This window comes from Mycobacterium sp. AZCC_0083, from assembly GCF_014202335.1.
Lineage (GTDB): Bacteria > Actinomycetota > Actinomycetes > Mycobacteriales > Mycobacteriaceae > Mycobacterium.
On the sequence record NZ_JACHGP010000001.1, the window covers coordinates 322024 to 346235 of the forward strand.

Annotated in this window: 22 protein-coding genes and 3 pseudogenes; 5 read left to right on the plus strand and 20 right to left on the minus strand. The window is 67.6% G+C overall.

Annotated elements, in window-relative coordinates:
• Positions 1-14: 14 nt before the first annotated feature.
• From pyrF to pyrR, 7 genes are read right to left on the minus strand one after another with little or no spacing between them, the layout of a single operon-like run.
• On the minus strand, positions 15-836 hold the full coding sequence (pyrF, locus tag HNP02_RS01510; RefSeq protein ID WP_184433520.1) for an orotidine-5'-phosphate decarboxylase: 822 nt from the start codon (positions 834-836) through the stop codon (positions 15-17).
• Positions 833-4204 carry a carbamoyl-phosphate synthase large subunit gene (carB, locus tag HNP02_RS01515; RefSeq protein WP_184433539.1) on the minus strand — a complete coding sequence of 1124 codons (3372 nt, stop codon included), beginning with the start codon at positions 4202-4204 and terminating at the stop codon, positions 833-835. The genes pyrF and carB overlap by 4 nt, the downstream gene beginning before the upstream one ends.
• Complete coding sequence (gene carA, locus HNP02_RS01520; protein ID WP_184433560.1) at positions 4204-5349, minus strand: glutamine-hydrolyzing carbamoyl-phosphate synthase small subunit; 1146 nt, start codon at positions 5347-5349, stop codon at positions 4204-4206. Before carA ends, carB begins: the two co-directional genes overlap by 1 nt.
• Entirely contained in the window at positions 5346-5849 is a 504-nt protein-coding gene (locus tag HNP02_RS01525; RefSeq protein WP_184433563.1) for a transporter, read from the minus strand. The genes carA and HNP02_RS01525 overlap by 4 nt, the downstream gene beginning before the upstream one ends.
• On the minus strand, positions 5846-7135 hold the full coding sequence (locus tag HNP02_RS01530; RefSeq protein ID WP_184433566.1) for a dihydroorotase: 1290 nt from the start codon (positions 7133-7135) through the stop codon (positions 5846-5848). The genes HNP02_RS01525 and HNP02_RS01530 overlap by 4 nt, the downstream gene beginning before the upstream one ends.
• Positions 7132-8088 (minus strand): aspartate carbamoyltransferase catalytic subunit, encoded by a 957-nt coding sequence (locus HNP02_RS01535; protein ID WP_184433570.1) that lies wholly within the window; start codon positions 8086-8088, stop codon positions 7132-7134. Before HNP02_RS01535 ends, HNP02_RS01530 begins: the two co-directional genes overlap by 4 nt.
• Positions 8089-8119: 31 nt before the next feature.
• Entirely contained in the window at positions 8120-8761 is a 642-nt protein-coding gene (gene pyrR, locus HNP02_RS01540) for a bifunctional pyr operon transcriptional regulator/uracil phosphoribosyltransferase PyrR (RefSeq protein ID WP_184433572.1), read from the minus strand.
• A gap of 25 nt (positions 8762-8786) precedes the next feature.
• Here pyrR and HNP02_RS01545 point away from each other — a divergent pair, with 25 nt between their 5' ends.
• Together HNP02_RS01545 and HNP02_RS01550 are read left to right on the plus strand one after the other, a co-directional pair.
• Positions 8787-9437: a class I SAM-dependent methyltransferase gene (locus HNP02_RS01545; RefSeq protein ID WP_184433575.1), complete on the plus strand. Its 651-nt coding sequence runs from the start codon at positions 8787-8789 to the stop codon at positions 9435-9437.
• Between the two features lie 13 nt (positions 9438-9450).
• A complete protein-coding gene (locus HNP02_RS01550) occupies positions 9451-10659 on the plus strand; it encodes a serine hydrolase (protein ID WP_184433578.1) in 1209 nt (402 codons plus the stop codon).
• Here the strand turns inward: HNP02_RS01550 and HNP02_RS01555 are convergent.
• Both HNP02_RS01555 and HNP02_RS01560 read right to left on the minus strand, forming a co-directional pair.
• Positions 10638-11036: an SDR family NAD(P)-dependent oxidoreductase gene (locus tag HNP02_RS01555; protein ID WP_184433581.1), complete on the minus strand. Its 399-nt coding sequence runs from the start codon at positions 11034-11036 to the stop codon at positions 10638-10640. The genes HNP02_RS01550 and HNP02_RS01555 overlap by 22 nt on opposite strands.
• Positions 11037-11098: 62 nt before the next feature.
• Positions 11099-11653: pseudogene (locus HNP02_RS01560) on the minus strand (GABA permease); the annotation flags it as partial.
• Here HNP02_RS01560 and HNP02_RS01565 point away from each other — a divergent pair.
• Positions 11629-12723: pseudogene (locus tag HNP02_RS01565) on the plus strand (FAD-dependent monooxygenase); the annotation flags it as partial. The pseudogenes HNP02_RS01560 and HNP02_RS01565 overlap by 25 nt on opposite strands.
• 678 nt (positions 12724-13401) lie before the next feature.
• On the opposite strand, the gene HNP02_RS42405 reads toward HNP02_RS01565, so the two are convergent.
• The 6 genes from HNP02_RS42405 to HNP02_RS01595 all read right to left on the minus strand — a co-directional run bounded on the left by HNP02_RS42405 (position 13402) and on the right by HNP02_RS01595 (position 19454).
• Positions 13402-13704, minus strand: coding sequence for a hypothetical protein (locus HNP02_RS42405; protein WP_255506097.1), 303 nt, complete (start codon positions 13702-13704; stop codon positions 13402-13404).
• A gap of 81 nt (positions 13705-13785) precedes the next feature.
• Positions 13786-16389, minus strand: coding sequence for an AAA family ATPase (locus HNP02_RS01575; protein WP_309241362.1), 2604 nt, complete (start codon positions 16387-16389; stop codon positions 13786-13788).
• Between the two features lie 102 nt (positions 16390-16491).
• A complete protein-coding gene (locus HNP02_RS01580) occupies positions 16492-17031 on the minus strand; it encodes a hypothetical protein (protein ID WP_184433591.1) in 540 nt (179 codons plus the stop codon).
• 241 nt (positions 17032-17272) lie between these two features.
• Positions 17273-17752 (minus strand): transcription antitermination factor NusB, encoded by a 480-nt coding sequence (nusB, locus tag HNP02_RS01585; protein WP_184433593.1) that lies wholly within the window; start codon positions 17750-17752, stop codon positions 17273-17275.
• A gap of 32 nt (positions 17753-17784) precedes the next feature.
• Positions 17785-18348, minus strand: a complete 564-nt coding sequence (gene efp / locus HNP02_RS01590; RefSeq protein ID WP_184433596.1) for an elongation factor P — start codon at positions 18346-18348, stop codon at positions 17785-17787.
• Between the two features lie 14 nt (positions 18349-18362).
• Entirely contained in the window at positions 18363-19454 is a 1092-nt protein-coding gene (locus tag HNP02_RS01595; protein ID WP_184433599.1) for a Xaa-Pro peptidase family protein, read from the minus strand.
• A gap of 33 nt (positions 19455-19487) precedes the next feature.
• Here HNP02_RS01595 and HNP02_RS01600 point away from each other — a divergent pair, with 33 nt between their 5' ends.
• Positions 19488-20027, plus strand: coding sequence for a B-4DMT family transporter (locus tag HNP02_RS01600; protein WP_184433601.1), 540 nt, complete (start codon positions 19488-19490; stop codon positions 20025-20027).
• Between the two features lie 2 nt (positions 20028-20029).
• On the opposite strand, the gene aroQ is transcribed toward HNP02_RS01600, so the two are convergent.
• From aroQ to HNP02_RS01625, 5 genes and pseudogenes are all read right to left on the minus strand, one after another.
• Positions 20030-20464 (minus strand): type II 3-dehydroquinate dehydratase, encoded by a 435-nt coding sequence (gene aroQ, locus HNP02_RS01605; protein ID WP_184433604.1) that lies wholly within the window; start codon positions 20462-20464, stop codon positions 20030-20032.
• Positions 20461-21540 carry a 3-dehydroquinate synthase gene (gene aroB / locus HNP02_RS01610; RefSeq protein WP_184433607.1) on the minus strand — a complete coding sequence of 360 codons (1080 nt, stop codon included), beginning with the start codon at positions 21538-21540 and terminating at the stop codon, positions 20461-20463. The genes aroQ and aroB overlap by 4 nt, the downstream gene beginning before the upstream one ends.
• Positions 21541-21682: 142 nt before the next feature.
• Positions 21683-22177: pseudogene (locus tag HNP02_RS01615) on the minus strand (shikimate kinase); the annotation flags it as partial.
• The gene (gene aroC / locus HNP02_RS01620; protein ID WP_184433625.1) at positions 22177-23415 is read right to left on the minus strand and encodes a chorismate synthase; all 1239 of its coding nucleotides are present in this window, start codon (positions 23413-23415) and stop codon (positions 22177-22179) included. The gene aroC and the pseudogene HNP02_RS01615, both read right to left, overlap by 1 nt.
• Before the next feature lie 43 nt (positions 23416-23458).
• Positions 23459-23953 carry a GNAT family N-acetyltransferase gene (locus HNP02_RS01625; RefSeq protein WP_184433629.1) on the minus strand — a complete coding sequence of 165 codons (495 nt, stop codon included), beginning with the start codon at positions 23951-23953 and terminating at the stop codon, positions 23459-23461.
• 97 nt (positions 23954-24050) lie between these two features.
• On the opposite strand from HNP02_RS01625, the gene HNP02_RS43975 reads away from it, so the two are divergent.
• On the plus strand, positions 24051-24152 hold the full coding sequence (locus HNP02_RS43975; protein WP_375373632.1) for a DUF664 domain-containing protein: 102 nt from the start codon (positions 24051-24053) through the stop codon (positions 24150-24152).
• The last annotated feature ends 60 nt before the right edge of the window (positions 24153-24212 follow it).

Here is a 24212-nt window from a genome sequence, read left to right on the forward strand (position 1 = left end):
GCCCGCCGCTGCGTCTAAGCGGACAGATACGCGGCGGTGTCGCGCATCCGCTCGGCAGCGGCGCGCAGAGCGGTGACATCCGGTCCGACCCGCAGTAGCTCACGGGAAACGGCAGGCAGCAGCTGGCCGGGCAGTGCCCCCCCGAGGCCGGCCAGCGCGTCCAGCCGGCCGCCCTGCGCACCCACCCCGGGCACCAGTACCGGTCCGCCGAGTGCGCTGAGGTCCGGCACGTCTGACAGCGTGGCGCCGACGACGACGCCGACGGAACCCTTGTCCGGCAACGCGGCACGGTTCATCGAGGCGACGTCGTCGACGATGGTCTGGGCAACCGTCTTGCCTCCGATCAGCGCGCGCTGAACGCTCGCGCCCTCGGGGTTGGAGGTCGCCGCGACGACGAATACTCCGCGATCGTGCGTGGCTGCGGTATCGAACAGGGGCTGCAGCGATCCGAACCCGAGGTACGGGGTCGCCGTCACCGCGTCGGCCGCCAGTGGGGAATCGCCGGCCCATGCGGCGGCGTAGGCGGCCATCGTGGAACCGATGTCGCCGCGTTTGGCATCGGCAAGCACCATTACCCCGGATTCCCGTAGTTCGGAGATCGTGCGCTCCAATACGGAAAAGCCTGCCGCACCATAAGTCTCGAAGAACGCCACCTGCGGCTTGACCACCGCGAACCCCGCGAAGGCCTCGACGCAGACGTCGCAGAATGCGCTCAATCCAACGGCGTCCGTCGACAGCCCCCATGCGGTCAGCAGTTCGGGGTGCGGGTCGATTCCGAGGCACAGCGGCCCCCGCTCCGCCATGGCTGCGGCCAGTCTGGTGCCGAACGCCGTCACTCCGACGCGCCTCCGCCCAACTGCTCCTCGCGTGCGCCCAGCCGGGAGTGCAACTCCTGCAGCGACATCACGCCGATGTCGCCGCGGATGCCCGCCTCGATGCCCTGCACAGCGGCCGACGCACCCTGGACCGTCGTGACGCACGGAATGTTCATCGAGACCGCCGCCGACCGGATCTCGTAGCCATCGATGCGCGGCCCGGAGTTTCCGTAGGGCGTGTTGATCACCATGTCCACCTCGCCTGCGCGGATGGCGTCGACCGCCGACATCAGCGGACGGCCGCCACCTGGCTGTTCGAAGTGCTTGCGCACCACGTCGCACGGAATGCCGTTGCGGCGAAGCATCTCCGCCGTGCCCTCGGTGGCCAGCACCCGGAAGCCCAGATCGGCCAACCGCTTGACCGGGAACACCAGCGAGCGCTTGTCGCGGTTGGCCACCGAGACGAAGACCGTGCCCTCTGCGGGCAGCGAGCCGTAGGCCGCGGTCTGGCTCTTGGCGAAGGCGGTGCCGAAGTCGCGGTCGATGCCCATCACCTCGCCGGTGGACTTCATCTCGGGTCCAAGCAGCGAGTCGACCTGCGAGCCATCGGCCTTGCGGAACCGGTTGAATGGCAGCACCGCCTCCTTGACCGCGATCGGGGCGTTCGGCGCGACGCTCGCACCGTCGCCGGTCTTGACCAGAATTCCCTCGTCGCGCAGCTGGGCGATGGTGGCACCCAGCATGATTCGCGCACACGCCTTTGCGAGCGGCACTGCCGTAGCTTTTGAGACGAACGGGACCGTGCGGCTCGCGCGCGGGTTGGCCTCCAGCACGTAGAGCACGTCGTCCTTCAGTGCGTACTGCACGTTGAGCAGGCCGACCACCCCGATGCCGTGCGCGATCGCCTCGGTGGCATGCCGCACGGACTCGATGTCCTGGCGGCCGAGCGTGACGGGAGGAAGCGCGCAGGCCGAGTCGCCGGAGTGGATGCCGGCCTCCTCGATGTGCTCCATCACTCCGCCGATGTACACCTCGGTGCCGTCGCACAAGGCGTCGACGTCGATCTCTATGGCGTCCTCGAGGAAGCGGTCGACAAGGACGGGATGCTCGGGCGACAGCTGGGTGGCGCGGGTGATGTAGCCGTGCAGGGTCTGCTCGTCGTAGACGATTTCCATGCCTCGCCCACCGAGCACGTACGAGGGCCGGACCAGGACTGGGTAGCCGATGTCGGCGGCGATGCGACGGGCCTGGTCGAAACTCGTGGCCGTGCCGAAGCGCGGCGCAGGCAGTCCGGCGCGGTTGAGCACCTCGCCGAACTCGCCGCGGTCCTCGGCCAGGTCGATGGCCTTGGGGCTGGTGCCGACGATGGGCACGCCGGCATCTGCGAGCCGCTGAGCCAGGCCCAATGGCGTCTGCCCACCGAGTTGCACGATCACTCCGACAACGCCGGGACCTCCTGCACCCGAGGCGGATTCGGCGCGGTAGACCTCCAGCACGTCCTCGAAGGTCAGTGGTTCGAAGTACAGCCGATCGGCGGTGTCGTAGTCGGTGGACACGGTCTCGGGGTTGCAGTTAACCATCACGGTCTCGAAACCCGAGTCGCTCAACGTCGTTGCTGCGTGCACGCAGCTGTAGTCGAACTCGATGCCCTGGCCGATCCGGTTCGGCCCGGATCCCAGGATCAGCACCTTGGGCCGTTCGGTCTGGGGTGCGACCTCGGTCTCGGCTGCGGGGTCCAGCTCGTAGGTGCTGTAGTGATACGGCGTCTTGGCCTCGAACTCCGCCGCGCAGGTGTCCACCGTCTTGTACACCGGGTGGATGCCGAGACGCTGGCGCAATGTGCGGACACCGTTCTCGCCGGCCAGTTCCGGTCGCAGAGCGGCGATCTGACCGTCGGACAGGCCGCTGTGCTTGGCCCGGCGGAGCAGCTGATCGTCGAGCACCGGCGCGCCGAGCAGTTCGGCCCGCAGCGCGACCAGCGAGGCGATCTGCTCGACGAACCACGGGTCGACACCGGACGCCTCGGCGACCTCCTCGACCGTGGCACCTAGCCGCAACGCGAGTTCGATGTCGTAGAGGCGGCCATCGACCGGCGTCCTGAGCCCCTCGAGGACGTCGTCGAGGGTGAGGTCGGGGTCCGGGCGCGTCCAGAACCCCGCGCGGTCGGTTTCCAGTGAGCGCATCACCTTGCCGAGTGCTTCGATGAAATTGCGGCCCAACGACATCGCTTCGCCGACCGACTTCATCGTGGTGGTCAGTGTCGGGTCGGCGCCTGGGAACTTCTCGAACGCGAACCGCGGCGCCTTGACCACGACGTAGTCCAAGGTCGGCTCGAAGCAGGCCGGGGTTTCCTTGGTGATGTCGTTGACGATCTCGTCGAGCGTGTAGCCGATGGCCAGCTTGGCGGCGATCTTGGCGATCGGGAATCCGGTGGCCTTGGACGCCAGCGCGCTCGACCGCGAGACCCGTGGGTTCATCTCGATGACGACGAGGCGGCCGTCGGCCGGATCGATGGCGAACTGGATGTTGCAGCCACCGGTGTCGACTCCGACCTCGCGCAGGATCGCGATGCCCAGATCACGCATGGCCTGGTACTCGCGGTCGGTCAGCGTCATCGCGGGTGCGACGGTGACCGAGTCACCGGTGTGCACACCCATCGGGTCGAAGTTCTCGATCGAGCACACCACCACCACGTTGTCGTGGCTGTCGCGCATCAGCTCGAGCTCGAATTCCTTCCAGCCGTAGATCGATTCCTCGATCAGCACGTTCGCGCTCGGCGACGAAGCCAGCCCGTAGCCTGCCATCCGCTCGACGTCCTCGGCCGAGTACGCCATGCCAGAGCCGAGACCACCCATGGTGAACGACGGCCGAACGACGACGGGAAGGCCGAGTTCGGTGACGGTCTCGCGGACCTCGTCCATGGTGAAGCAGACACGCGACTTCGCCGACTCGCCACCGACCTTGGCGACGATGTCCTTGAACCGCTGCCGATCCTCGCCACGCTGAATGGCCTCGAAGTCCGCACCGATGAGCTCGACGCCGTAGCGCTCCAGCGCGCCGTTCTCATAGAGGGCGACCGCCGTGTTGAGTGCGGTCTGGCCGCCGAGTGTGGCCAGCAGCGCGTCGATCTTGTTGCCGCGCTCGGCCTGTTGGGCGATGACCTTCTCGACGAACGCCGGGGTGATGGGCTCGACGTAGGTATTGTCGGCGTACTCGGGGTCCGTCATGATGGTCGCCGGGTTCGAGTTGACGAGGCTGACCTGCAACCCCTCGGCACGCAGCACGCGGCAGGCCTGGGTGCCGGAGTAGTCGAACTCGCAGGCCTGCCCGATCACGATCGGCCCGGAGCCGATGACCAGCACGTGGTTGAGGTCTGTGCGGCGTGGCATCAGCGCCTGCCCTCCCCTGCCTTGACCTCGGACATGAGGTCGACGAATTGATCGAACAGGTAGTTGGCGTCGTGCGGTCCCGCCGCCGCCTCCGGGTGGTACTGCACCGAGAATGCCCGGCCGTCAACCAGTTTGATGCCTTCGACGACGCCATCGTTTGCGCAGGTGTGGCTCACCACTGCCGGGCCGAAGGCCGTGTCGAACTCCTCGCCGGCCTCACCCTCGAGGGCGAATCCGTGGTTCTGGGCGGTGACGGCGACGCGTCCGGTGGCGTGGTCCATCACCGGGATGTTGATGCCGCGGTGGCCGAACACCATCTTGTAGGTGGACCGTCCCAGCGCACGGCCGAGGATCTGGTTGCCGAAGCAGATGCCGAACAACGGGATTCCGGCTCCGAGCACCTCGCGCGTCACCTCGACGACGTGGTCGGCGGTCGCCGGGTCGCCTGGCCCGTTGGACAGGAACACCCCGTCCGGGTTCAAGTCGGCGATCTGGTCGAAGGTCACCGACGATGGCAGCACGTGGCTGCGGATGCCGCGCCTTGCGAAGTTGCGCGGTGTGTTGGTCTTGATGCCGAGGTCGAGGGCGGCCACGGTGAACCGTTGCATGCCTTCGGGTTCCACGATGTAGACGTCGTCGGTACTCACCTCGCCCGCGAGGTCGGCGCCGAGCATCGACGGCTGGTCGTTGACGCGGTCGAGCAGTTCGTCGACGGACGCATCAGCTTCATCTCCACTAAACACCCCGGCCTTCATCGACCCAGCGGTGCGCAGGTGACGGACGACGGCGCGGGTGTCGATGCCCGCGATGCCCACGATGCCCTGGCGGACCAGTTCGTCGTCGAGCGTGCCGGTGGCTCGCCAGTTCGAGGCGCGCGGCGAAGGATCCCGCACCGCGTACCCGGCCACCCAGATCTTGTCCGCACGGCTCTCGGCGTCCTCGTGATTCCAGCCGGTGTTTCCGATCTGCGGCGCGGTCGCGATGACGATCTGCCCGTGATAACTCGGATCGGTCAATGTCTCCTGATAGCCGGACATCCCGGTGGAGAACACCGCCTCGCCCAAGGTCTGTCCGATCGCGCCGAACGGCGTGCCGGTGAACACCCGCCCGTCCTCGAGGACGAGCACTGCCCTGTTCCCGCTCATGCGGCGTCCTCCTCTACCCAGTTGGCCAGGTCGCGACGATCGTCGCCGCGGAACCCGGTGTCTATCTCGGTGCCCGACGGCAGCCGCCACCTGATCGCCAAGATGCCGTCGTGCGTCAGTGCCTTGCCTGCGATGCCGCGTTCGGTACGGATCGCCGTGATGGCGTCGTCGGGAATCCAGATGGGGCCAGCGCCGCTGCGCTGCAGCATGATTCCCTCCGGATAGCGGGTGAGCGTCGCCTTGCACCGGAAGCCGAGGTCGCCGACCGCGATCCGGTCCTGCCAGCTGGGCGCGATGGTGCTGCCGACGTAGAGGCCCTTGGTGGCCGGAATGATCGCGGGTCCGACGGTGTCGGGCAGTGGCGGCAGCGCGCCGATCAGCTCGGCCTGCCGCTGAGCGCGATGCAACCAGCCACGCATCATCTGGCGGATCATGAACGCAATCAGCAGCACCAGCAGGGCCGCCATGATCAGCGATGCGACGAGCGTCGAAGTGTTCACGCCGGACTCTTGCCGTCACGCGCCGTGATCTTGCCGCGCAACATCGTCAACGTCACCGTGGCGGGCAGCGTCATGGACTCGAACGGCGTGTTGTCCGAACGGCTGGCGAGCTCAGCTCCGGTGACCGTCCACGAGGCGTCGGGGTCGACCACAGTCAGGTTGGCCGGCTCACCGACCTCCAACGGGCGGCCCTGATCCGGCAGCCCGACGATGCGGGCCGGTGCCTCGCTCATCACGCGCGCGACGTCGCGCCAGGTCAACAATCCGGTCAGCACCATGGTCTCGACGACCACCGACAGTGCCGTCTGCAGTCCAAGCATTCCTGGGCGGGCCGCGGCGAACTCGCACATCTTCTCGTGTTCGGCGTGCGGGGCGTGGTCCGTGGCGACGCAATCGATGATGCCGTCGGCCAGCGCTTGGCGCAGCGCCTGCGCGTCGCCGGCCTCTCGCAGCGGCGGGGTCACCCGGTTGCGGCCGTCATAGCTGGCCAGTCGCGAATCGTCGAGCAGAAGGTGGTGCGGGGTGACCTCGGCGGTGATCGAGATGCCTTGTCCCTTGGCCCATTTCACCAGTTCGACGGTGCCCGCGGTCGACGCGTGACAGATGTGCACCCGCGCCCCCGCATCACGGGCGAGCAATGCGTCGCGGGCGACGATCGACTCTTCCGCTGCACGCGGCCAGCCAGACAGGCCGAGCCGCGCGGCGTTGGGGCCCTCGTGCGCGACGGCGCCGACGGTCAGCCGCGGCTCCTCGGCGTGCTGGGCGATCAGCACGCCGATTCCGGTGGCGTACTCGAGGGCGCGGCGCATCACCAGCGGGTCGTGCACGCAGATGCCGTCGTCGGAGAACATCTTCACCCGCCCGACCCCGGCGGCCATCAGCCCCATCTCGGTGAGCTGGGTCCCCGCCAGACCCACGGTGACGGCGCCGACCGGGTGGACGTCGACCAGTCCGACCTCCTGGCCGCGGTACCAGACGTGGTCGGTGACCACTGCGGTGTCGGCTACCGGGTTGGTGTTGGCCATCGCGAACACCGCGGTGAATCCACCCAGTGCTGCTGCCGCCGAACCAGTTTCGATGTCCTCGGCGTACTCCCGGCCAGGTTCGCGCAGGTGCGTGTGCAGGTCGACGAACCCCGGCAGCAGCACCTGCCCCGTGGCGTCGATGACGTCGGCCATGTCGGGCACGGTCAGGCCGGGTCCGATCGCTTCGATCTGACCGTCGGAGACCAGGACGTCGACGGCTTTGCCCTCACCGTAGAGCCGCACGTTGCGGATCATGATCATGCGCTGATCGCCTCCCGTCCGGCACCGACCAGCAAGTGGAAGAGCACCGCCATCCGCACGTGTACACCATTGGAAACCTGTTGCAGGACTGCCGATTGCGACGAGTCGGCCACCGACGACGAGATCTCCATGCCGCGCAACATCGGCCCGGGATGCAGCACCACCGCGTCGCCCGACAACTGCGCCAGACGCTTCTGCGAGAGCCCGTAGAGCACCGAGTACTCCCGGGCGGACGGGAAGAAGCCGCCGTTCATCCGCTCGGCCTGCACCCGCAACATCAACACCGCGTCGGCGGCGGGCAGTTCGGCGTCGAGGTCCTGCGACACCGTCACCGGCCAGCTGGACACGCCGACCGGGAGCAGCGTCGGCGGGGCGACCAGCACCACCTCCGCGCCGAGTGTGGACAGCAGCAAGACGTTCGAGCGGGCCACCCGGCTGTGCAGGATGTCGCCGACGATGACGACCCGCTTGCCGTCGATGCTGCCCAGCCGCTGCCGGATGGTCAGCGCGTCGAGAAGCGCCTGCGTCGGATGCTCGTGGGTGCCATCGCCTGCGTTGATCACGCTGGGTCCGCCCCCGTTGGGTTCCGCAGTCCACTCCGCAAGTTGTTGTGCTGCACCGGATGCCGGATGCCGGATGATCAGCGCGTCGGCGCCGGCTGCTCGCAGGGTCAGCGCGGTGTCCCGCAGCGACTCCCCCTTGGACACCGACGAACTCGACGCGCTGACGTTGATCACGTCGCCGCTCATCCACTTGCCCGCGACCTCGAAGGACACCCGGGTGCGGGTGGAGTTCTCGTAGAACATCGTGATCACCGTGCGGCCGCGCAGCGTCGGGAGTTTCTTGACCTCGCGGCCGACGAGGGCTTCGCGGAACCGGTCGGCGTCGTCCAAGATCGCGGTCGCCTCGCCTCTGGTCAGGTCTGCTGCCGAGAGGAGATGTCGGGTGCTCATAGCTCCACCTGTCTGCTCTTCGCGCAAGCGCTCATCGCTGAGGTCCGCCGTACGACGCGATCAGCACGCCATCGCGGCCGTCATGCTCGGTCAACAGAACCTTGATGTTGTCGCTGCGGGAGGTCGGTACGTTCTTGCCGACGTAGTCCGCACGTAGCGGCAGTTCGCGGTGGCCGCGGTCGACGAGGGCGGCCAGTTGCACCGACCGCGGCCGGCCGATGTCACGCAGTGCGTCGAGTGCGGCGCGCACGGTGCGACCGGAGTACAGGACGTCGTCGACGAGCACCACCACCGCGTCGTCGACACCGCCGTCGGGAATCGACGTGTCCTCCAGCGGTCGGGGCGGCTTGATGTTCAGGTCGTCGCGGTAGAGCGTGATGTCCAGTGCGCCGGAAGGCACCGTCACACCGGCGAAGTCGGTGATGTTGCGTGCCAGCCGGGCGGCAAGCGTGACACCGCGGGTGGGGATGCCGAGCAGGACCACGTGCGGCGCTTCGGGGCCGTCCAACGCGGTCTTCTCGATGATCTGATGCGCGATGCGCGAGATGGTCCGGCCTACGTCGGCGGCGGACATCAATTCCCGGTCGGGGCTGGGGGCAGCCAAGATGACCTGGACCTCCTTCTCCGCCTCTCTGGACGGATCGTTAAAGGACGTCGAACTGCGGGGCAGCATAGCACCGCGCGCTACGCTGGCGGAAATGACAGGTCCGACGTCCTCCCCCAACGTTCCCGAGTTCGACTTCGACGCCCTCTACCGCGGGGAGAGCCCCGCCGCAGGCATGCCTGCGATCACCACTCCACCGTGGGATACCAAGGCTCCCAAGGAGACTGTGATCGGCTGGCAAGCAGCGGGACTGGTCCGCGGCGAGGTGCTCGACATCGGCTGCGGGCTCGGCGACAACGCCATCTACCTGGCCAAGCAGGGGCACTCGGTCACCGGATTGGACATCTCCCCGACCGCCCTGGTCACCGCAAGGGAGCGCGCCGTTGACGCCGGCGTCGACGTCCGGTTTGCCGTGGCCGACGCCACGACGCTCGACGGCTACACCGACGCCTTCGACACCGTCATCGACAGCGGGATGTACCACTGCCTGGACGACGACGCGAAGCGCAGCTATGCGACGGCCGTGCACCGGGCTACCCGCCCCGGCGCCAGGCTGCTGCTCAGCGCGTTCTCCGACGCCAACGCGCAGGGCCAGGAATGGCCCCGCCCGATGGTGTCCGAGCAGACGCTGCGGGACACTCTCGGCGACGCCGGCTGGGAGTTCACGTCGCTGGGCTCGGAGACCGTGTCACTGTCCCCCGACGACGTCGCGACGTTCTGGCTGCTGCAGGCCGAACGCCGCTGAGTACGCTTGCCAGGTGAATCTCGACGGCAACCAGGCGTCCATCCGCGAGGTGATCGACGCGGGTCTGCTCGCAGGTGCGGTCACCCTGGTGTGGCAGGGCGGCAAGGTGTTGCAGGTCGGCGAACTCGGCCACCGCGACGTCAACGCCAGCTCGCCGATGCAGCGCGACACCATCTTCCGGATTGCGTCGATGAGCAAGCCCGTGACGGTGGCCGCCGCGATGGCGCTGGCCGAGGAGGGCAAGTTCGCACTGGGCGATGCGGTGGCGCCGTATCTGCCCGAGATTGCCGACCTGCGGGTGATGGCCGACCCGGCCGGGCCGCTGGACAAGACCGTGCAGCTGCAACGGCCGATCACGTTCGACGACCTGATGACGCATCGCAGCGGCCTGGCGTACGCATTCTCGGTCGGCCCGCCGCTGAGCCGGGCCTACGGCAAGCTGATGTTCCGACAGGATCAGGACCGCTGGCTGGCCGAGCTCGCCCGGTTGCCACTGGCCCATCAGCCCGGCGATCACCTCACCTACAGCCACGCCACCGACGTGCTGGGCATCGCGGTGTCGCGGATCGAGGGCAAGCCGCTAGCCGACGTGTTGACCGAGCGCATCTTCGGGCCGCTCGGCATGACCTCGAGCGGATTCTCGGTCAGCCACGAGGGGCGCCGTCGGGCAGCGACGATGTACAAGCTGGACGAGCAGAACACGTTGCGCGACGACGTCATGGGCCCAGCGCCGGTGGTACCGCCGACGTTCTGCGCGGGCGGCGCCGGGCTCTGGTCGACGGCCGACGACTACCTCGCCTTCATCCGCATGCTGCTCGGGAACGGCACCGTCGACGGGGTTCGCGTGTTGTCGGAGGAGTCGGTCCGCTTGATGCGCACCGACCGGTTGACCGACGAGCAGATGAAGTTCCCGTTCCTTGGCATGCCGTTCTGGCGTGGCCGCGGCTTCGGGCTGAACTTGTCGGTGGTCACCGATCCGGCGCAGTCACGCCAGCTGTTCGGGCCAGGCGGGTTGGGCACGTTCAGTTGGCCCGGCGCCTACGGGACGTGGTGGCAGGCCGACCCGTCGGCGGACCTGATCATGCTGTACCTCATCCAGAACCATCCGGATCTGAGCCCCGACGCTGCCGCCGCTGCGGTGGCTGGCAATACGGCGCTGGCCAAGCTGCAGGCCGCCCAGCCCCGGTTCGTCCGTCGCACCTACGACGCGCTGGAGCTCTGAGCCCACACCCCCGCGCCGAGGCTGCGGGGAGAACGTCCCAAAGGCCGATTGCGCGATCTCACAGCAGTTTCGGCGCTTGCGGCACGTAGCGCAGTGTCCTCGACGCGGATGACGGTGTCGATGCGACCGAACCTGTCCCGCACCTGCTCGGTCACGCGGTTCCACTGGCGTTGGTCGGTCATGTCGGCCGCGATGGCCAAGACCCGATCGGCGGGGTAGCCGTGCATCACCCTGACCACGCCGCCGGGGTGGCGACCGATGACCGCGACCCTGCATCCGTCGGCCAGCAGCTTGCGTGCCATCCGGTACCCGGAATCGGTGTCGCCGTCCAGCACGAGGACGACAGTGGTTGTGGTGTCAGCTGTCTCGCGATCCATGACATCAGTCAACGCCCGCGATCTGGGTGCGCCATGTGCACGAGTTGTGCGGCGGGCAGGAGTTACCCGGTTCGCGCCTGCGACAGTTCGCGACTGCGGCGGCGGTGTATCGCCACGCCTGCGCCGACGATGACCGCCGCCGAGATCGCCGACAACAGGATCGACGACTGCTGTCCGGGATCGAAGGCCATCAGGACGAGGATCACGACGATGCCGACGACGGTGGCGGTGGTCAGGTACGGGAACAGCCACATCTTCACTGGGGCCTGCTCCCCCTCTGCGCGCATCTTGCGGCCGAGAACCAGCTGGCTCGAGGCGATGGCGAGGTAGACGAACAACGCGACCGCGCCGCTGGTCGCCAGGAGATAGCCGAAGATCTTCTCCGGCAACAGGTAATTGCCGATGACGGCGACGAAACCAACCACCATCGACGCGAGCACGGCCACCCACGGGGCACCGTTGCGCGCGACCTTGCGCACCACCTGGGGCGCGTCCCGGCGCGTCGCCAGCGAGAACAGCATTCGGGACGCGGTGTACAGGGCGGAGTTCAGGCACGACGCCACCGCGGTCAGGATCACTATGTCCATGATCGACGGTCGACCTGCGCGGTGCAGGACGCGGAGTCGTCGAGCGCATGGGGCTGTTTGATCAGATGGTCGACCGCTCCCTCCCGCAGCGCGGCATCGCATGGGTCCGCGCCGACGGCAGCCGCCGCGCGGAAATGCCCGTCGAGGCGTTCGACGGCAACGGTGTCGTGTCGAAGCTGGAGATCCTGCGCGGCGATCTGGTCGACGTGCTCGATCAGGCCACCAAGGACACCGTCGAGTATCGATTCGATTCCCGGATCGAGGAGCTCGTCCAGAACGACGACGGGGTCGAGGCCACCCTGTCCGACGGGACGACCGTGCATGCGGACCTCGTCGTGGGTGCCGATGGACCACATTCGGCAGTGCGGCGTCTGATGTTCGGCCCCGAGGAACAGTTCATCAAGCCACTGGGCGGCTACAACGCGTGGTTCACCGCACCGGACACCGCCGGGCTGGACGGCTGGTACCTGATGTACCAGGCAGCCGGCGGACTGAACGCGTCGCTGCGCCCGTCGCACGATCCGGCAATCGCCAAGGCCGGGTTGGCATTCCGGTCCGAGCCATTGACCTATGACCGCCGCGATCTCGATGCACAACGACAGCTGCTCGTCGACCGATTCGCCGGCGCCGGCTGGCATTCCGACGCACTGTTGGCCGCCGCCCTTGAGGCCGACGACTTCTACTTCGACGCCTTCGCCCAGGTTCACATGGACTCGTGGTCGCGGGGTCGGGTGACCCTGTGCGGCGACGCTGGCTACTGCGCGTCACCGCTGTCCGGCATGGGCACCAGCCTCGCGTTGGTGGGCACCTACCTCCTTGCCGGAGAACTGGGCCCCGCGCCGGACGCGTTGAGTTCCGAGCACCTTGACGGCGCGCTGGCCAGGTATGACCGACTGATGCGGCCCTACGTCGACAAGTGCCAGGATCTCCCATCGGGGGTCGACGGCTACGCGCCGAAGTCCAAGTCGGACATCGCAATTACCGCGCAGGTGATGAAGTGGATGCAGCGCTGGCCGTTCCGCAGCCTCGCCGCGAAGAAGTTCTTCACGACCGCTGATTCGATCGAATTGCCGGGCTACGCAGGCACTCCAGCTCGGTAACGACTCACATCGAACGCGCCAGCCCCCCGGCCGAACTGCAGCAGACATTGCACGTGGGCCACATGATCAGCCGCCTGCCGACCCGTCGGATTCCCCACGGGACATGATGAGCGACGTGATCGCCGCGAAGTCCACCACCGAGCGGAGCTGGTCCAGCGCCAGCTCCGAGTCACTTGCGCGACAACGACGCAGCAGCTCACAGTCCGCATCGAACCCAAGTACCGCCGCTCGTCGCGCCCCACTTGGCTACCGACAGTCGATGCCGCCGTTGCCGTCACTACCAGGGCCACCGCCGGACCCCCTCCCACCTGTTCGATGCGGGTAGGCCTCGACGTCGACCCGTCACGTTGCAGTGGCGTCTGACATCGTCGGTCGAGAAGTACGTAGCGATATGAGTAGAGGGATACTCATATTCGAAGATTGGAATTGACGACCACGGCAAATCATTCATGGCGCCCGTTCGCAATCGGTTCACGTCGTCCTGTCGGGGACATCTTCCGAAATGCAGCGTCAATCCAGCGTCAATCAATGACCCGGCAGTAGCCGGACCACGACCATCAGATCTGCGCAGCTACCCGAGAACCGGGGTACGCGATGCCGGCGGGTGGCCGTAGGTCGTTCCCCGTATGCTCGGCGAACCAGCCATCGCCTATGACGGCACCGCGCTACCGCACTGCACTATGCCCGATTCGATCGACTTGCCGGACTACGCAAGCCCTCTCGTTCGGTGACCAGCGCACCGGATTCAACCGCGGAACCCCCATCAGGAGACTCCTCGCACTCGCCGCGCACCCGCTCCTGCGCGGCGAGGAGCTTCGCCTCGGCGATGCGGAAGATGCCCTCCAGGGCGACGTCTTCAACGCCGAGATACTCGGCAACCATCTCGAGTGCGACACCTGCGTCGCGCAGTCTCAACGCCAGCGAGTATGCCAACGGGAGTCGCCGAAGGGCGTGCTCGCGTGCGAGGAGTTCATCGACCACCCGACCAGCGTGCATCGGTGTCGCTCACATCGACTGAGTACACCACTACTCAATATCGTCACCACCGCAGAGCAGGTGCACTCACGTCGGCTCATGCGGAGGTAGAAGCGCCGCGAGCTCGTCACGGGTAGTGGTTCCCGTCTTCCCCATCGCCCGGTAGATATGGCCTTCGATGGTGCGAACCGACAGACCTAGTCGCTGGGCAACGGCGCGGCCGGAAAACCCGGCGCCGATCAACTTCACGATCTCGCGTTCACGAGGCGTCAGCGGTAACTCCTCGGCGGCCGCAACCAGAGAAGGGGTACTCGCACCGGATCGTTGGGCCAGGGTCTCTGCTCGCGCCGTGCTCCCGAACGCGGATCCGCGCCGTCCGACGTGGCGATACGCCACCGCCGCGAGCGCCGCGGCATCTAGGGCGGCCACGATATCGCCCATGCGCTCGAACTCGTGCGATACCGCCTCGAGTTCCGCTCCATCGCCGTCATGCAGAGCCGCGGCAAATCGCGCGGCCAGACCAACGCGCGGACCCTCCACGATGGCTGCCAGATCCGTCAGTCGGCCCGCGGCACAGCCCTCACCGAACTGCGTAACCGCCTGCAGGCAGAGCACTTCGGCCGCGAATTGGCCGTTGGTTCGGGCAGTTTCGGCTGCCGACAACATGATGGTGACCGCCGCGCTCACCGCACCTTGACTGGCGGTGACCCACGCCTCGGCGAGTGCCCACTCGTAGTCCAGGAAGCGCCAGCTCGGATGCCGTTGCGTACGGAGCGTGGCAAGTGCGATCGCGGCCTCGGCGGTCGATCCGCGTACGGCGAGGGCAATCGTGCGGGCAAGCTGGTATCGGTACCCGAATCCGTTGGTCTCACCGGAAGCGGACAGCGCGTCCACCACCGGCTCGAGGAGGGAACATGCGGCCTGCAGGTCGCCGGTACCGAGGGCGGCGCGACCAGCCAGCGCGCTGTTGAACAGCTGAGCGGGCCCTGGCAGATCCGCCGACTGTTGGCGCAATCGCTCCGCCGCGCTCTGGGCGTCCGTGACCCGACCAGACAGCCACAGGGCGCTGATATGTGCGTCTGCGATCACGAACCGCGTTTGTGCTGCGTCGAAGGCGCGGTTCGCCGCCGCATATCCGGCCTGAGCCGCCGTCACCGCCTGACCGGTGCGCCCGGCGTCACCCGATCCGACGACGATCCCCCAGGCGGTCACGGCGGCAACGAGGTGGGGAAGCTGTTCGAGGTCAAGATCTCTCGATGCATTCTCCGCCGCTTCGGGCTTGCCCATTGATGCCCAATACACGGTGAGGAAGGCATCGATGCACCCGTGGCTGTACTGCACGTCGTCGACCAACTGTTTGGCACCCGATGGATCGGCAAGTGACCAGAGCATGTTGGTGGCCCGCAGAAACGCCAATCTGGCATGGTCGGCCTCGGCGAATTCACTCACGGGAGTATCCGCGAGTACCGAGTCTGACTCTTCGCCTCGACTCATCCACGAAAGCGCATGTGCACGAACGAGGTTCGCCTCGGCCCCCGCCCCGGCACGGATTGCTGCGGCACCGAGTCGGTCGGCAAGGGGAAGATCCGAAAGCCACACCGCGCCCTGTGCGGCCCGCAGGAACAGGTCCGGATCCGGTGCGAGGTCGGAATCGAGACCCAATGCCGCGCGCCGCACCACGATTCGCATGTCGTCGCGGCCGTCGCTCGCTGCAAGCTCGGTGGCGACGAGTCCGCGCAACCGCCGCAACCGGGTAGGTGCCGCGCCTTTCCTGCGCACCTCACCGTAGAGCGGATGCGCCACCCGCACTTCGACGTGGCCGTCGACGCTCTCAAGCGTGATGAGACCACGATCATCGGCATTCTCGATCGCCGCCGGAGTGGCCATCCTGGTCAGCGACGCCAGCTCGATGGGCTCTCCCACTGCGAGCGCATCGATCACGTCGTCGACCGGGGCCGGTAGGGCGCCGATCCGTGATTCGATCAACTCGACCAGACCGGGCGATACCCTCGGCTCACCGCTCCACCGCCAATAGCCGTGCACCTGCGCGAGTCGTCCGTCCGTCTCTTCCTGCTCGACGATGTTGCGTAGGTAGAGAACGTTCCCGCGGGTCAGTTTCCATAGTCGAGTGGCGGCGTCCGGATCCACGGACCCATCCAGAGCCGTCGACAGCAGCGTCGTTGACTCGTCCTGCGACAGCGGCTGCAGGTCGAGCCTTTCGAACTGGCCGCCCTTCCAAATATCGCGTGTCGCAGGAGAAATCGGCTCACCGTCGCGAACCGTCAACATCAGTTTCGCGGCGCCGCGCTGGACTATCTGCTGCAGAACGAACGTCGACAGTTCATCGAGCAGATGGACGTCGTCGACGCCGACCACCACCGGAGCACCCGAAGGTGTCGCCGTCAGCGATTCGATCACGCTGCGAACCAGTTGGAGATTGTCCGTACCCTCGGAGCCGGCCCACGACGCGAAGGCGCCCAGCGGTAACGATTGCGCCGATGACGTGGCGAGCGCCCAACGGATCTCGCACCCTCGCGACGCCGCGGACTCGAGTGCCTCGCGAGCGATGCGGCTCTTTCCCACGCCCGCGGCTCCACAAATGAGCATCCCGGAGACGTCCGAAGCCGATATTGCGGCGTCGATCGTTCGCAATTCCTCCGAGCGGCCGGTCAGCGGCCACGCAAACCGCACTTAGCCAGCCTAGGCTCACCACCAGGGTAAGCGCAGGATAACCAAGACCGCAGGGCTGAGAGCAACCTCCGATGAATTTGCCCAGGCGTCAATAGCCGACCCTCACATGGAACGCGACAGCCCCCGGCCGAACTGCAGCAGACGTTGCATTTGGGCCAGGCCGCCGTTGTCGACGGTCTTGGTGTAGCGGAACGACTCGCAGAACAGATCGGTGTCGGTGGCCGACTTCTGGTGGCTGCGCGTGATGAGTTGGGTGTACATCCTCAAACGCACCTCGGACAACCGTCGGGTCCCGTCGTCGAGCACGTCGAACTGCGTGGTCAGGATGTGGTCGGTGATGGTCGACAGCAGGATGGTCCGCACCGACGCGTCAAGGGTGCGGCGCTCATATCCCTCGGCGGACGTCGACTCGTCGTCCGCGCGCCACATGATCAGCCGCCTGCCGTCGGTGAGCACGATCTCCTGCCACAGCGCCTCACCCCAGGACTCCTCGGTCTCACCGCGAGACATGATGAACGACTTGATCGCCGAGAAGTCCACGAGCGAGCGCAATTGGTCCAGCGCCAATTCCGGATCACGCAGGTAGACCCTCGCCGCTTCCTCGAGGGTCTCGTAGGGCGCCCAGTCCTGTGGTGCAGCCATGGGAGGGGTCCGATTTCAGGCGACGACGACGCAACGGCTCACGCTTCTCATCGAACCACGAACCGCCAGCCGTCGCGCCCATGACGTGGTTACCGACCGTCAGTGCGGGAGTCCCGGGCGCGCCGGCGTTGCCGGTGCCTTCGTTGAGACTGGCGCCATTGTTGTCGCCGATCGTGCCGGACACCACGACCGACCCGTCGCCCGGGAGTTACCCCAACGATCGGATTCGGTACAGCGGCCGTCAGGAACCGTCGGGCGTCACCCGGACGGCGGCCGCGGCCGCACGAATCTGCGGGGTCACCAGCATCACCTGGCCGAGCACGCCGTTGACGAAACCCGGTGAGTCATCGGTGGACAGGCTCTTGGCCAGCTCGACCGCCTCGTCGACGGCTACCGGCTCGGGAACGTCGTCGGCGTGCAGCAGTTCCCAGACCGCCACCCGCAGGATCGCGCGATCGACGGCGGGCAGCCGCTCGAGCGTCCAGCCGTGAAGGTGCGCGGAGATCAAGTCGTCGATGTGCGCGGTGTGTTCGGTCACCCCTCGGGCCACCGTCACCGTGTAGGAATTCAGAGGCGACACCTCGGAGTCGCCTTCCGCCAGCAGGCCGCGCGACTCGGCGACCTCGCCGGGGGTCAGCCCGCGCGCCTCGGCCTCGAACAGTATGTCGACCGCGCGCTTGCGCGCCTGATGCCTGCCACGGTCCCCGCGACGGTCAGGCATGGAGCCGCGCTCCCGTCCCGAGGCCGAAGCCGTCAGGCATTAACACGACCCAAGTAACTGCCGTCACGCGAGTCGACCTTCAGCTTGTCACCGGTGTTGATGAAAAGCGGGACGTTGATCTGCGCACCGGTCTCCATCGTGGCGGGCTTGGTGCCCGCGCTGGACCGGTCGCCCTGCAGGCCGGGGTCGGTGTGGGACACGATCAATTCGACCGTCACCGGCAACTCCAGGTACAGCGGCGCACCCTCGCTGAAGGCGACCTGCACCGGCATGCCCTCGAGCAGGTAGTTCGCCGCGTCACCGACGAGGGACTCCGGCAGCGGGTGTTGCTCGAAGTCCTGGGAGTCCATGAACACGAAGTCGCTGCCGTCGCGGTACAGGTAGGTGGTGTCGCGCCGGTCGACGGTCGCGGTCTCCACCTTCACACCGGCGTTGTACGTCTTGTCGACGACCTTGCCGGACAGCACGTTCTTGAGCTTGGTGCGCACGAACGCGGGACCCTTGCCAGGCTTGACGTGCTGGAACTCGGTGATCTGCCACAGCTGCCCGTCGATTTGCAGGACGAGCCCGTTCTTGAAGTCTGCGGTCGAAGCCACGGTCGGTACTACTCCTAAAGGATGGCCAGTTCCTTGGGGAACCGGGTAAGCAATTCGGGTGCGGGTGCTTCCTCGCTGCCCACGACCAGCGTGTCCTCGATGCGGACACCGCCATGGCCGGGCAGATAGACACCAGGCTCCACGGTTACCGCAGAGCCAGCAAGCAGTGTACCGGCGGCGGACGCACTGATTCCCGGCGCTTCGTGGATCTCCAATCCGACGCCATGCCCGAGGCCGTGTCCGAAGTTCTCGGCGTACCCGGCATCGGCGATGACCTGGCGCGATGCACCGTCGACGCCCTTGAGCGACACGCCGGGCGACAATGCCTCCCGGCCGACCCGCTGCGAGGTCGCCACCAGCTCGTACAGGTCGAGCTGCCACTGCGCCACCGGCGCCAGCACGAACGTCCTGGTCATGTCGGAGTGATAGCCGCAGACCAGCGCGCCGAAGTCGATCTTGACGAAGTCACCCGCGGCCAGCACGGCGTCCGTCGGGCGGTGGTGCGGGATGGCCGAGTTGGTGCCCGCCGCGACGATGGTCTCGAAGGACACCCCGTCGGCGCCGTGGTCGAGCATCCGCGACTCGAGCTCCCTGCCGACCTCCTTCTCGGTGCGGCCCGGCCGCAGCCCGCCGCCGTTGACGAGGTCGGCGAGCGCAGCGTCGGCGGCCTCGCAGGCCAGCCTGAGCAAGGCGATCTCGCCGGCGTCCTTGATCTCGCGCAGCGCCTCGATGGTTCCCGCGGCCCGGACCAGCGTGGTGTCGCCCGCCGACTTCTGCAGGATCGCGTGATCGTCGACGGTGACCACGTGGCTCTCGAAGCCCAGCCGCCGCACGTTCCAGGCCGCCGCACGCGCCGCCAGATGCGGCCCGCAGGCCCGTTCGATGACGATCTCGGCGTCCGGCGACTGCTGGGCGGCCTGCGTTCGGTACCGCCCGTCGGTGGCCAGCACCGGCGTTTCGTGTTCGGCGAGGATCAGCAGCGCCGCGTTCGAGCCGGTGAAACCGGACAGATAACGGACGTTGACCAGGTCCGTTACCAACATGGCGTCCAACTCCGCTGCGACCAAACGGCGACGCAGCCGGTCCCGGCGCTGTGAAATCGTCACAGGTGTTGACGCTACTCGCTACGCTGTGCCCTCATGAGTAAGTGGTTGCTGCGCGGACTGGTGTTCGCGGCGCTGATGGTCGTGGTCCGGCTACTGCAGGGCGCGATGATCAATGCCTGGGAAACATGGGCCCTTTTGATCAGCATCACCCTGGTGGTGTTGTTCATCATCGCGGCATTGGTGTGGGGGCTGATCGACGGTCGCGCAGACGCCGAGGCCAATCCCGACCCGGACCGGCGCAGCGACCTGGCCATGACCTGGCTGCTCGGCGGCCTGTTCGCCGGCATCGTCAGCGGCTTCGTGGCGTGGTTCATCTCGCTGTTCTACGACAACCTCTACGCCGAGGGATTGCTCAACGAGATCAGCACGTTCGCCGCGTTCACCGCGCTCATCACGTTCCTGGCGGCCATCACGGGAGTCGCGCTGGGCCGCTACCTCGTCGACCGCAACGCACCGCCGGTACAGAGGCATGGCTCCGCCGACAGCGAGCGCGCCGACACCGACGTATTCCAGGCCGTCCGCGAGCCGGCAACGGTCGGCACGGAGACCGCGCACACCGAGGCCGAGAAGTAGTCCTAACCGCTACTGGCCAGATAGCGCAGCGCCAACAGGTACCCCTGCACGCCCAGCCCCACGATCACACCCGTCGCCACGGCGCTCAGGTATGAGTGGTGCCGGAAGTCCTCGCGGGCGTGCACGTTCGAGATGTGTACCTCGATCAGCGGTGCGCTGAGTTCCGAGCACGCATCGCGCAGCGCCACCGAGGTATGGGTCAGCGCGCCCGCGTTGAGCACCACCGGCTCGCCCGCGTCGGCGGCAGCGTGAATCCAGCCGAGCAACTCGGCTTCACTGTCGCTTTGGCGGACAACGACTTTCAGCCCCAGCTCGGCGGCCTCGCGCTCGATCCGGGCGACCAGATCGTCGTGTGTGGTGGTGCCGTAGACCGCGGGCTCACGGCGCCCGAGCCTGCCGAGGTTCGGGCCGTTGATGACGTTGACCGTCCCGCTCATCGAATTCCGATCTCCGAGTAGGCCGCCGCCACCAGCGCTGGGTCAGGGCCCTCCAGTCGGCCCGGCTTGGCCAGCCCGTCGAGGACGACGAAACGCAGCACTCCGGCACGGGTCTTCTTGTCACCGGCCATGTACTCGAGCAAGTGCGGCAGGGCGTCGGCGTCGTAGCTCACCGGCAGCCCAAGCGAGGTCAGGATCGACCGGTGCCGGTCGGCGGTGGCGTCGTCGAGCCGCCCGGCGAGCCTGCCGAGTTCGGCCGCGAACACCAACCCCACCGAGACCGCGGCACCGTGGCGCCACCGGTAGCGCTCGCGTCGCTCGATCGCATGCGCCAGGGTGTGGCCGTAGTTGAGGATCTCGCGCAGCGCGGATTCCTTCTCGTCGGCGGCCACGACCTCCGCCTTGACCGCGACCGCCCGCCGGATCAACTCGGGCAGCACCGTTCCTGCCGGGTCGAGCGCGGCCTCGGGGTCGGCCTCGATCAGATCGAGGATGACGGGGTCGGCGATGAAGCCTGCCTTCACGATCTCGGCCATGCCCGCGACGATCTCGTTGCGCGGCAACGTCTCCAGCGTGGCAAGGTCGACGAGCACCGCGAGCGGCTGGTGAAAAGCACCGACCAGGTTCTTGCCCGCGTCGGTGTTGATGCCGGTCTTGCCGCCGACTGCGGCGTCGACCATGGCCAGCAGCGTGGTCGGCACGTGCACGATGTCGACGCCGCGCAACCAGGTCGCTGCGGCGAAGCCTGCGACGTCGGTGGCAGCTCCCCCGCCAAGGCTCACGACGGCGTCGCGGCGGCCGATTCCGATGCGGCCCAACACGTCCCAGATGAAGCCGACGACCGGCAGTTCCTTGCCTGCCTCGGCATCGGGAATCTCGATGCGATGCGCGTCGACGCCCTTCTCCGACAGATGATCCCGAATCGACTCGGCGGTCTGGTTCAGCACCGGCTGATGCAGGATCGCCACCTTGTGACGGCCGTCGAGCGTCCGGGTCAGGTCATCGAGCAGACCACGACCGATGATCACCGGGTATGGCCGCTCGACGAGGACGTTGACGGTCACGGGTTCAGTCATTGCGCGCTTCCGCTCGGCGGGCCAGCGCCGCGGGACTCGGCGGGGCCTCGGTGGTTGGGGCAGGATTGAGGACGGTCGGCAGCCTGCGCCAGGACGACCTACGGCGCCGTCGGCTACGCTCGGGTTCCGTTGTGGCGCAATGCAGCCGGTGCACGATGTGGCGTACCACCGCACCGGGGTTGCGCCGGTTGGTGTTGATGCGCATCGTGGCGACCTCGCGGTACAGCGGAACCCGCGCCGACATCAGCGTGCGGAACTTCTCGGCCGCGTCCGCGCCAGCCAACAAGGGCCGCCCCGAACCGCCGCACGTGCGCCGAATACCCTCGGCGGCACTGATTTCCAGGTAGATCACGGTGTGACCGGCCAGTGCCTCGCGCACCTCGGCAGAGGTCACCGCGCCACCACCCAACGACACGATCCCGTCGGTTTCGGCCAGCGCCGCGCGCACCACGTCTGCCTCGATGCGGCGGAACTCGGGCTCGCCCTCGACGAAGATCTCGGCGATGGTGCGGCCGGTGGTCTCGACGATCTTGACGTCGGTGTCGAGCAGCGGCACGTCGAGCGCCTTGGCAAGACGCCGCCCGATGGTGGACTTGCCCGAGCCGGGCATGCCCACGAGGACGGCCTTCGGCGCCATCAGCCCGACGCCTGCTCTCCCGAATCGATCCCCCGGTCGCTGCGCTCCTGCCCGCCGGAATGACCCCGGTCGGCGATGCCACGCAGGTAGTTGTCGACATTCGCGCGGGTCTCGGCTAGCGAGTCACCGCCGAACTTCTCCAGCGCCGCGCGGGCCACCACCAACGCGACCATGGTCTCGACGACCACGCCCGCCGCGGGCACCGCGCACACGTCGGAACGCTGGTGAATGGCGACGGCTTCGTCGCCGGTGGCCATGTCGATGGTCGCCAGGGCGCGCGGCACCGTCGAGATGGGCTTCATGGCGGCCCGAACCCGAAGCGGCTGGCCGTTGGTCATGCCGCCCTCGAGGCCACCGGCGCGGTTGGTGGATCGCATCACGCCACCCGGACCGGGGTAGATCTCGTCGTGGGCGACGGTCCCGCGACGGCGCGCCGTCTCGAAGCCGTCCCCGATCTCGACGCCCTTGATGGCCTGGATGCCCATCACCGCGGCGGCGAGCTGGCTGTCCAGCTTGTTCTCGCCGCTGGTGAAGGAGCCCAGCCCGATCGGCAGTCCTTCGACGACCACCTCGACGATGCCGCCGAGCGTGTCGCCGTCCTTCTTTGCGGCCTCGATCTCGGCGATCATGGCCTCTTGCGCGTCCTTGTCGTAGGCGCGGACGGGGCTGTCGTCGATGGCGTCGCGGTCGCCCGGCTGCGGGGGCGGGCCGTCGTAGGGCTTCGACGCGCCGATGGAGATGACGTGCGACAGCACCTCGACGCCGAGTGCCTCCCGCAGGAACGCCCGGGCGACGGTGCCTGCGGCGACCCTTGCGGCGGTCTCCCGGGCGCTGGCGCGCTCGAGCACCGGACGCGCGTCGTCGAAGCCGTACTTGAGCATGCCCGCGTAGTCGGCATGGCCGGGCCGTGGGCGGGTGAGCGGCGCGTTGCGCGCCACGTCCAGGTCGGCCGCATCCACCGGATCGGCGGACATCACGGTCTCCCACTTCGGCCACTCGCTGTTGCCGATCTCGATGGCGATCGGGCCGCCCAGCGTGATCCCGTGCCTGACCCCGGCCAGCACGGTGACCTCGTCGGCCTCGAACTTCATCCTGGCGCCGCGGCCGTAGCCGAGGCGACGGCGTTTCAGCTCGCCTGCGATGTCCTCGGTGGTGACGCTTACGCCCGCAACCATGCCTTCGACCACGGCCACCAAGGCGCGGCCGTGCGATTCACCGGCAGTTATCCATCGCAACACGCGTCCCATCTTCCCACGCCGGGGAATTCCGGACGTAATCGTCTCAAGCCAGGGTGCGCTGCAGCAGCAACGTGTCGACGTACCGGCCGTGCTTGAAGCCCACGCGGGTCAGCCGTCCGGCGTCCACGAAGCCGCACCGGCGATGCAGTTCCACCGACGCCGGGTCACCCGTGTCGGCGATCACCGCGATCACCTCCCTGACTCCCAAGGCGACGCAGGCGTCGAGGAGGGCGCGCACCAGTTCGGTGCCACACCCCTTCCCGACGGCAGACGGCGCGACGTAGACGGAGTCCTCGACGGTCGCGCGATAGGCCGGCCTGGACTTCCACGGCCCGCAGTACGCGTACCCGGCAACTGCCCCGTCGCGCTCGGCGACTAGGAACGGTAGGCCTGCGTCGGTGATCGCGGCGAACCGGCGGCGCCACTCGACGCCATCCGGTGGGTCCATTTCGAACGTGGCGATGCTGGTGGCGACGTAGTGGCGGTAGATCTGGGCGATGGCGTCGAGATCGTCGAGGGTGGCGGCGCGGGTGGACATGGTCGGTAGCGTCTCACCAGGATGCCGATGACTTGAAGGCAGAGCATCGTGGCCGGAGGGCCGTCGCACCGTGACGCTGTACCGCATCCTGGTGCACATGTTCGCCGAGACCAGTCGGCATGCCGGCCACGCCGACATCGTGCGGGAGCTCGTCGACTGCAGGGTGGCACGCCGACGCGCGCAATCTGCCCTCCGATGACCGTGATTGGTGGGCCGCTCACCGCGACCGCGTGGAGCGTGCGGCAGGAGATGCTGAGCA

Bases quoted from the DNA above. Each gene is read 5' to 3' on its own strand.
- carB (WP_184433539.1), bottom strand. From the start codon at position 4,204: ATGCCACGCCGCACAGACCTCAACCACGTGCTGGTCATCGGCTCCGGG.
- carA (WP_184433560.1), bottom strand. From the start codon at position 5,349: ATGAGCGGGAACAGGGCAGTGCTCGTCCTCGAGGACGGGCGGGTGTTC.
- HNP02_RS01530 (WP_184433566.1), bottom strand. From the start codon at position 7,135: ATGATCATGATCCGCAACGTGCGGCTCTACGGTGAGGGCAAAGCCGTC.
- HNP02_RS01535 (WP_184433570.1), bottom strand. From the start codon at position 8,088: ATGAGCACCCGACATCTCCTCTCGGCAGCAGACCTGACCAGAGGCGAG.
- pyrR (WP_184433572.1), bottom strand. From the start codon at position 8,761: ATGCTGCCCCGCAGTTCGACGTCCTTTAACGATCCGTCCAGAGAGGCG.
- HNP02_RS01545 (WP_184433575.1), top strand. From the start codon at position 8,787: ATGACAGGTCCGACGTCCTCCCCCAACGTTCCCGAGTTCGACTTCGAC.
- HNP02_RS01555 (WP_184433581.1), bottom strand. From the start codon at position 11,036: ATGGATCGCGAGACAGCTGACACCACAACCACTGTCGTCCTCGTGCTG.
- HNP02_RS01580 (WP_184433591.1), bottom strand. From the start codon at position 17,031: ATGGCTGCACCACAGGACTGGGCGCCCTACGAGACCCTCGAGGAAGCG.
- nusB (WP_184433593.1), bottom strand. From the start codon at position 17,752: ATGCCTGACCGTCGCGGGGACCGTGGCAGGCATCAGGCGCGCAAGCGC.
- HNP02_RS01600 (WP_184433601.1), top strand. From the start codon at position 19,488: ATGAGTAAGTGGTTGCTGCGCGGACTGGTGTTCGCGGCGCTGATGGTC.
- aroQ (WP_184433604.1), bottom strand. From the start codon at position 20,464: ATGAGCGGGACGGTCAACGTCATCAACGGCCCGAACCTCGGCAGGCTC.
- aroB (WP_184433607.1), bottom strand. From the start codon at position 21,540: ATGACTGAACCCGTGACCGTCAACGTCCTCGTCGAGCGGCCATACCCG.
- HNP02_RS01625 (WP_184433629.1), bottom strand. From the start codon at position 23,953: ATGTCCACCCGCGCCGCCACCCTCGACGATCTCGACGCCATCGCCCAG.
- HNP02_RS43975 (WP_375373632.1), top strand. From the start codon at position 24,051: ATGTTCGCCGAGACCAGTCGGCATGCCGGCCACGCCGACATCGTGCGG.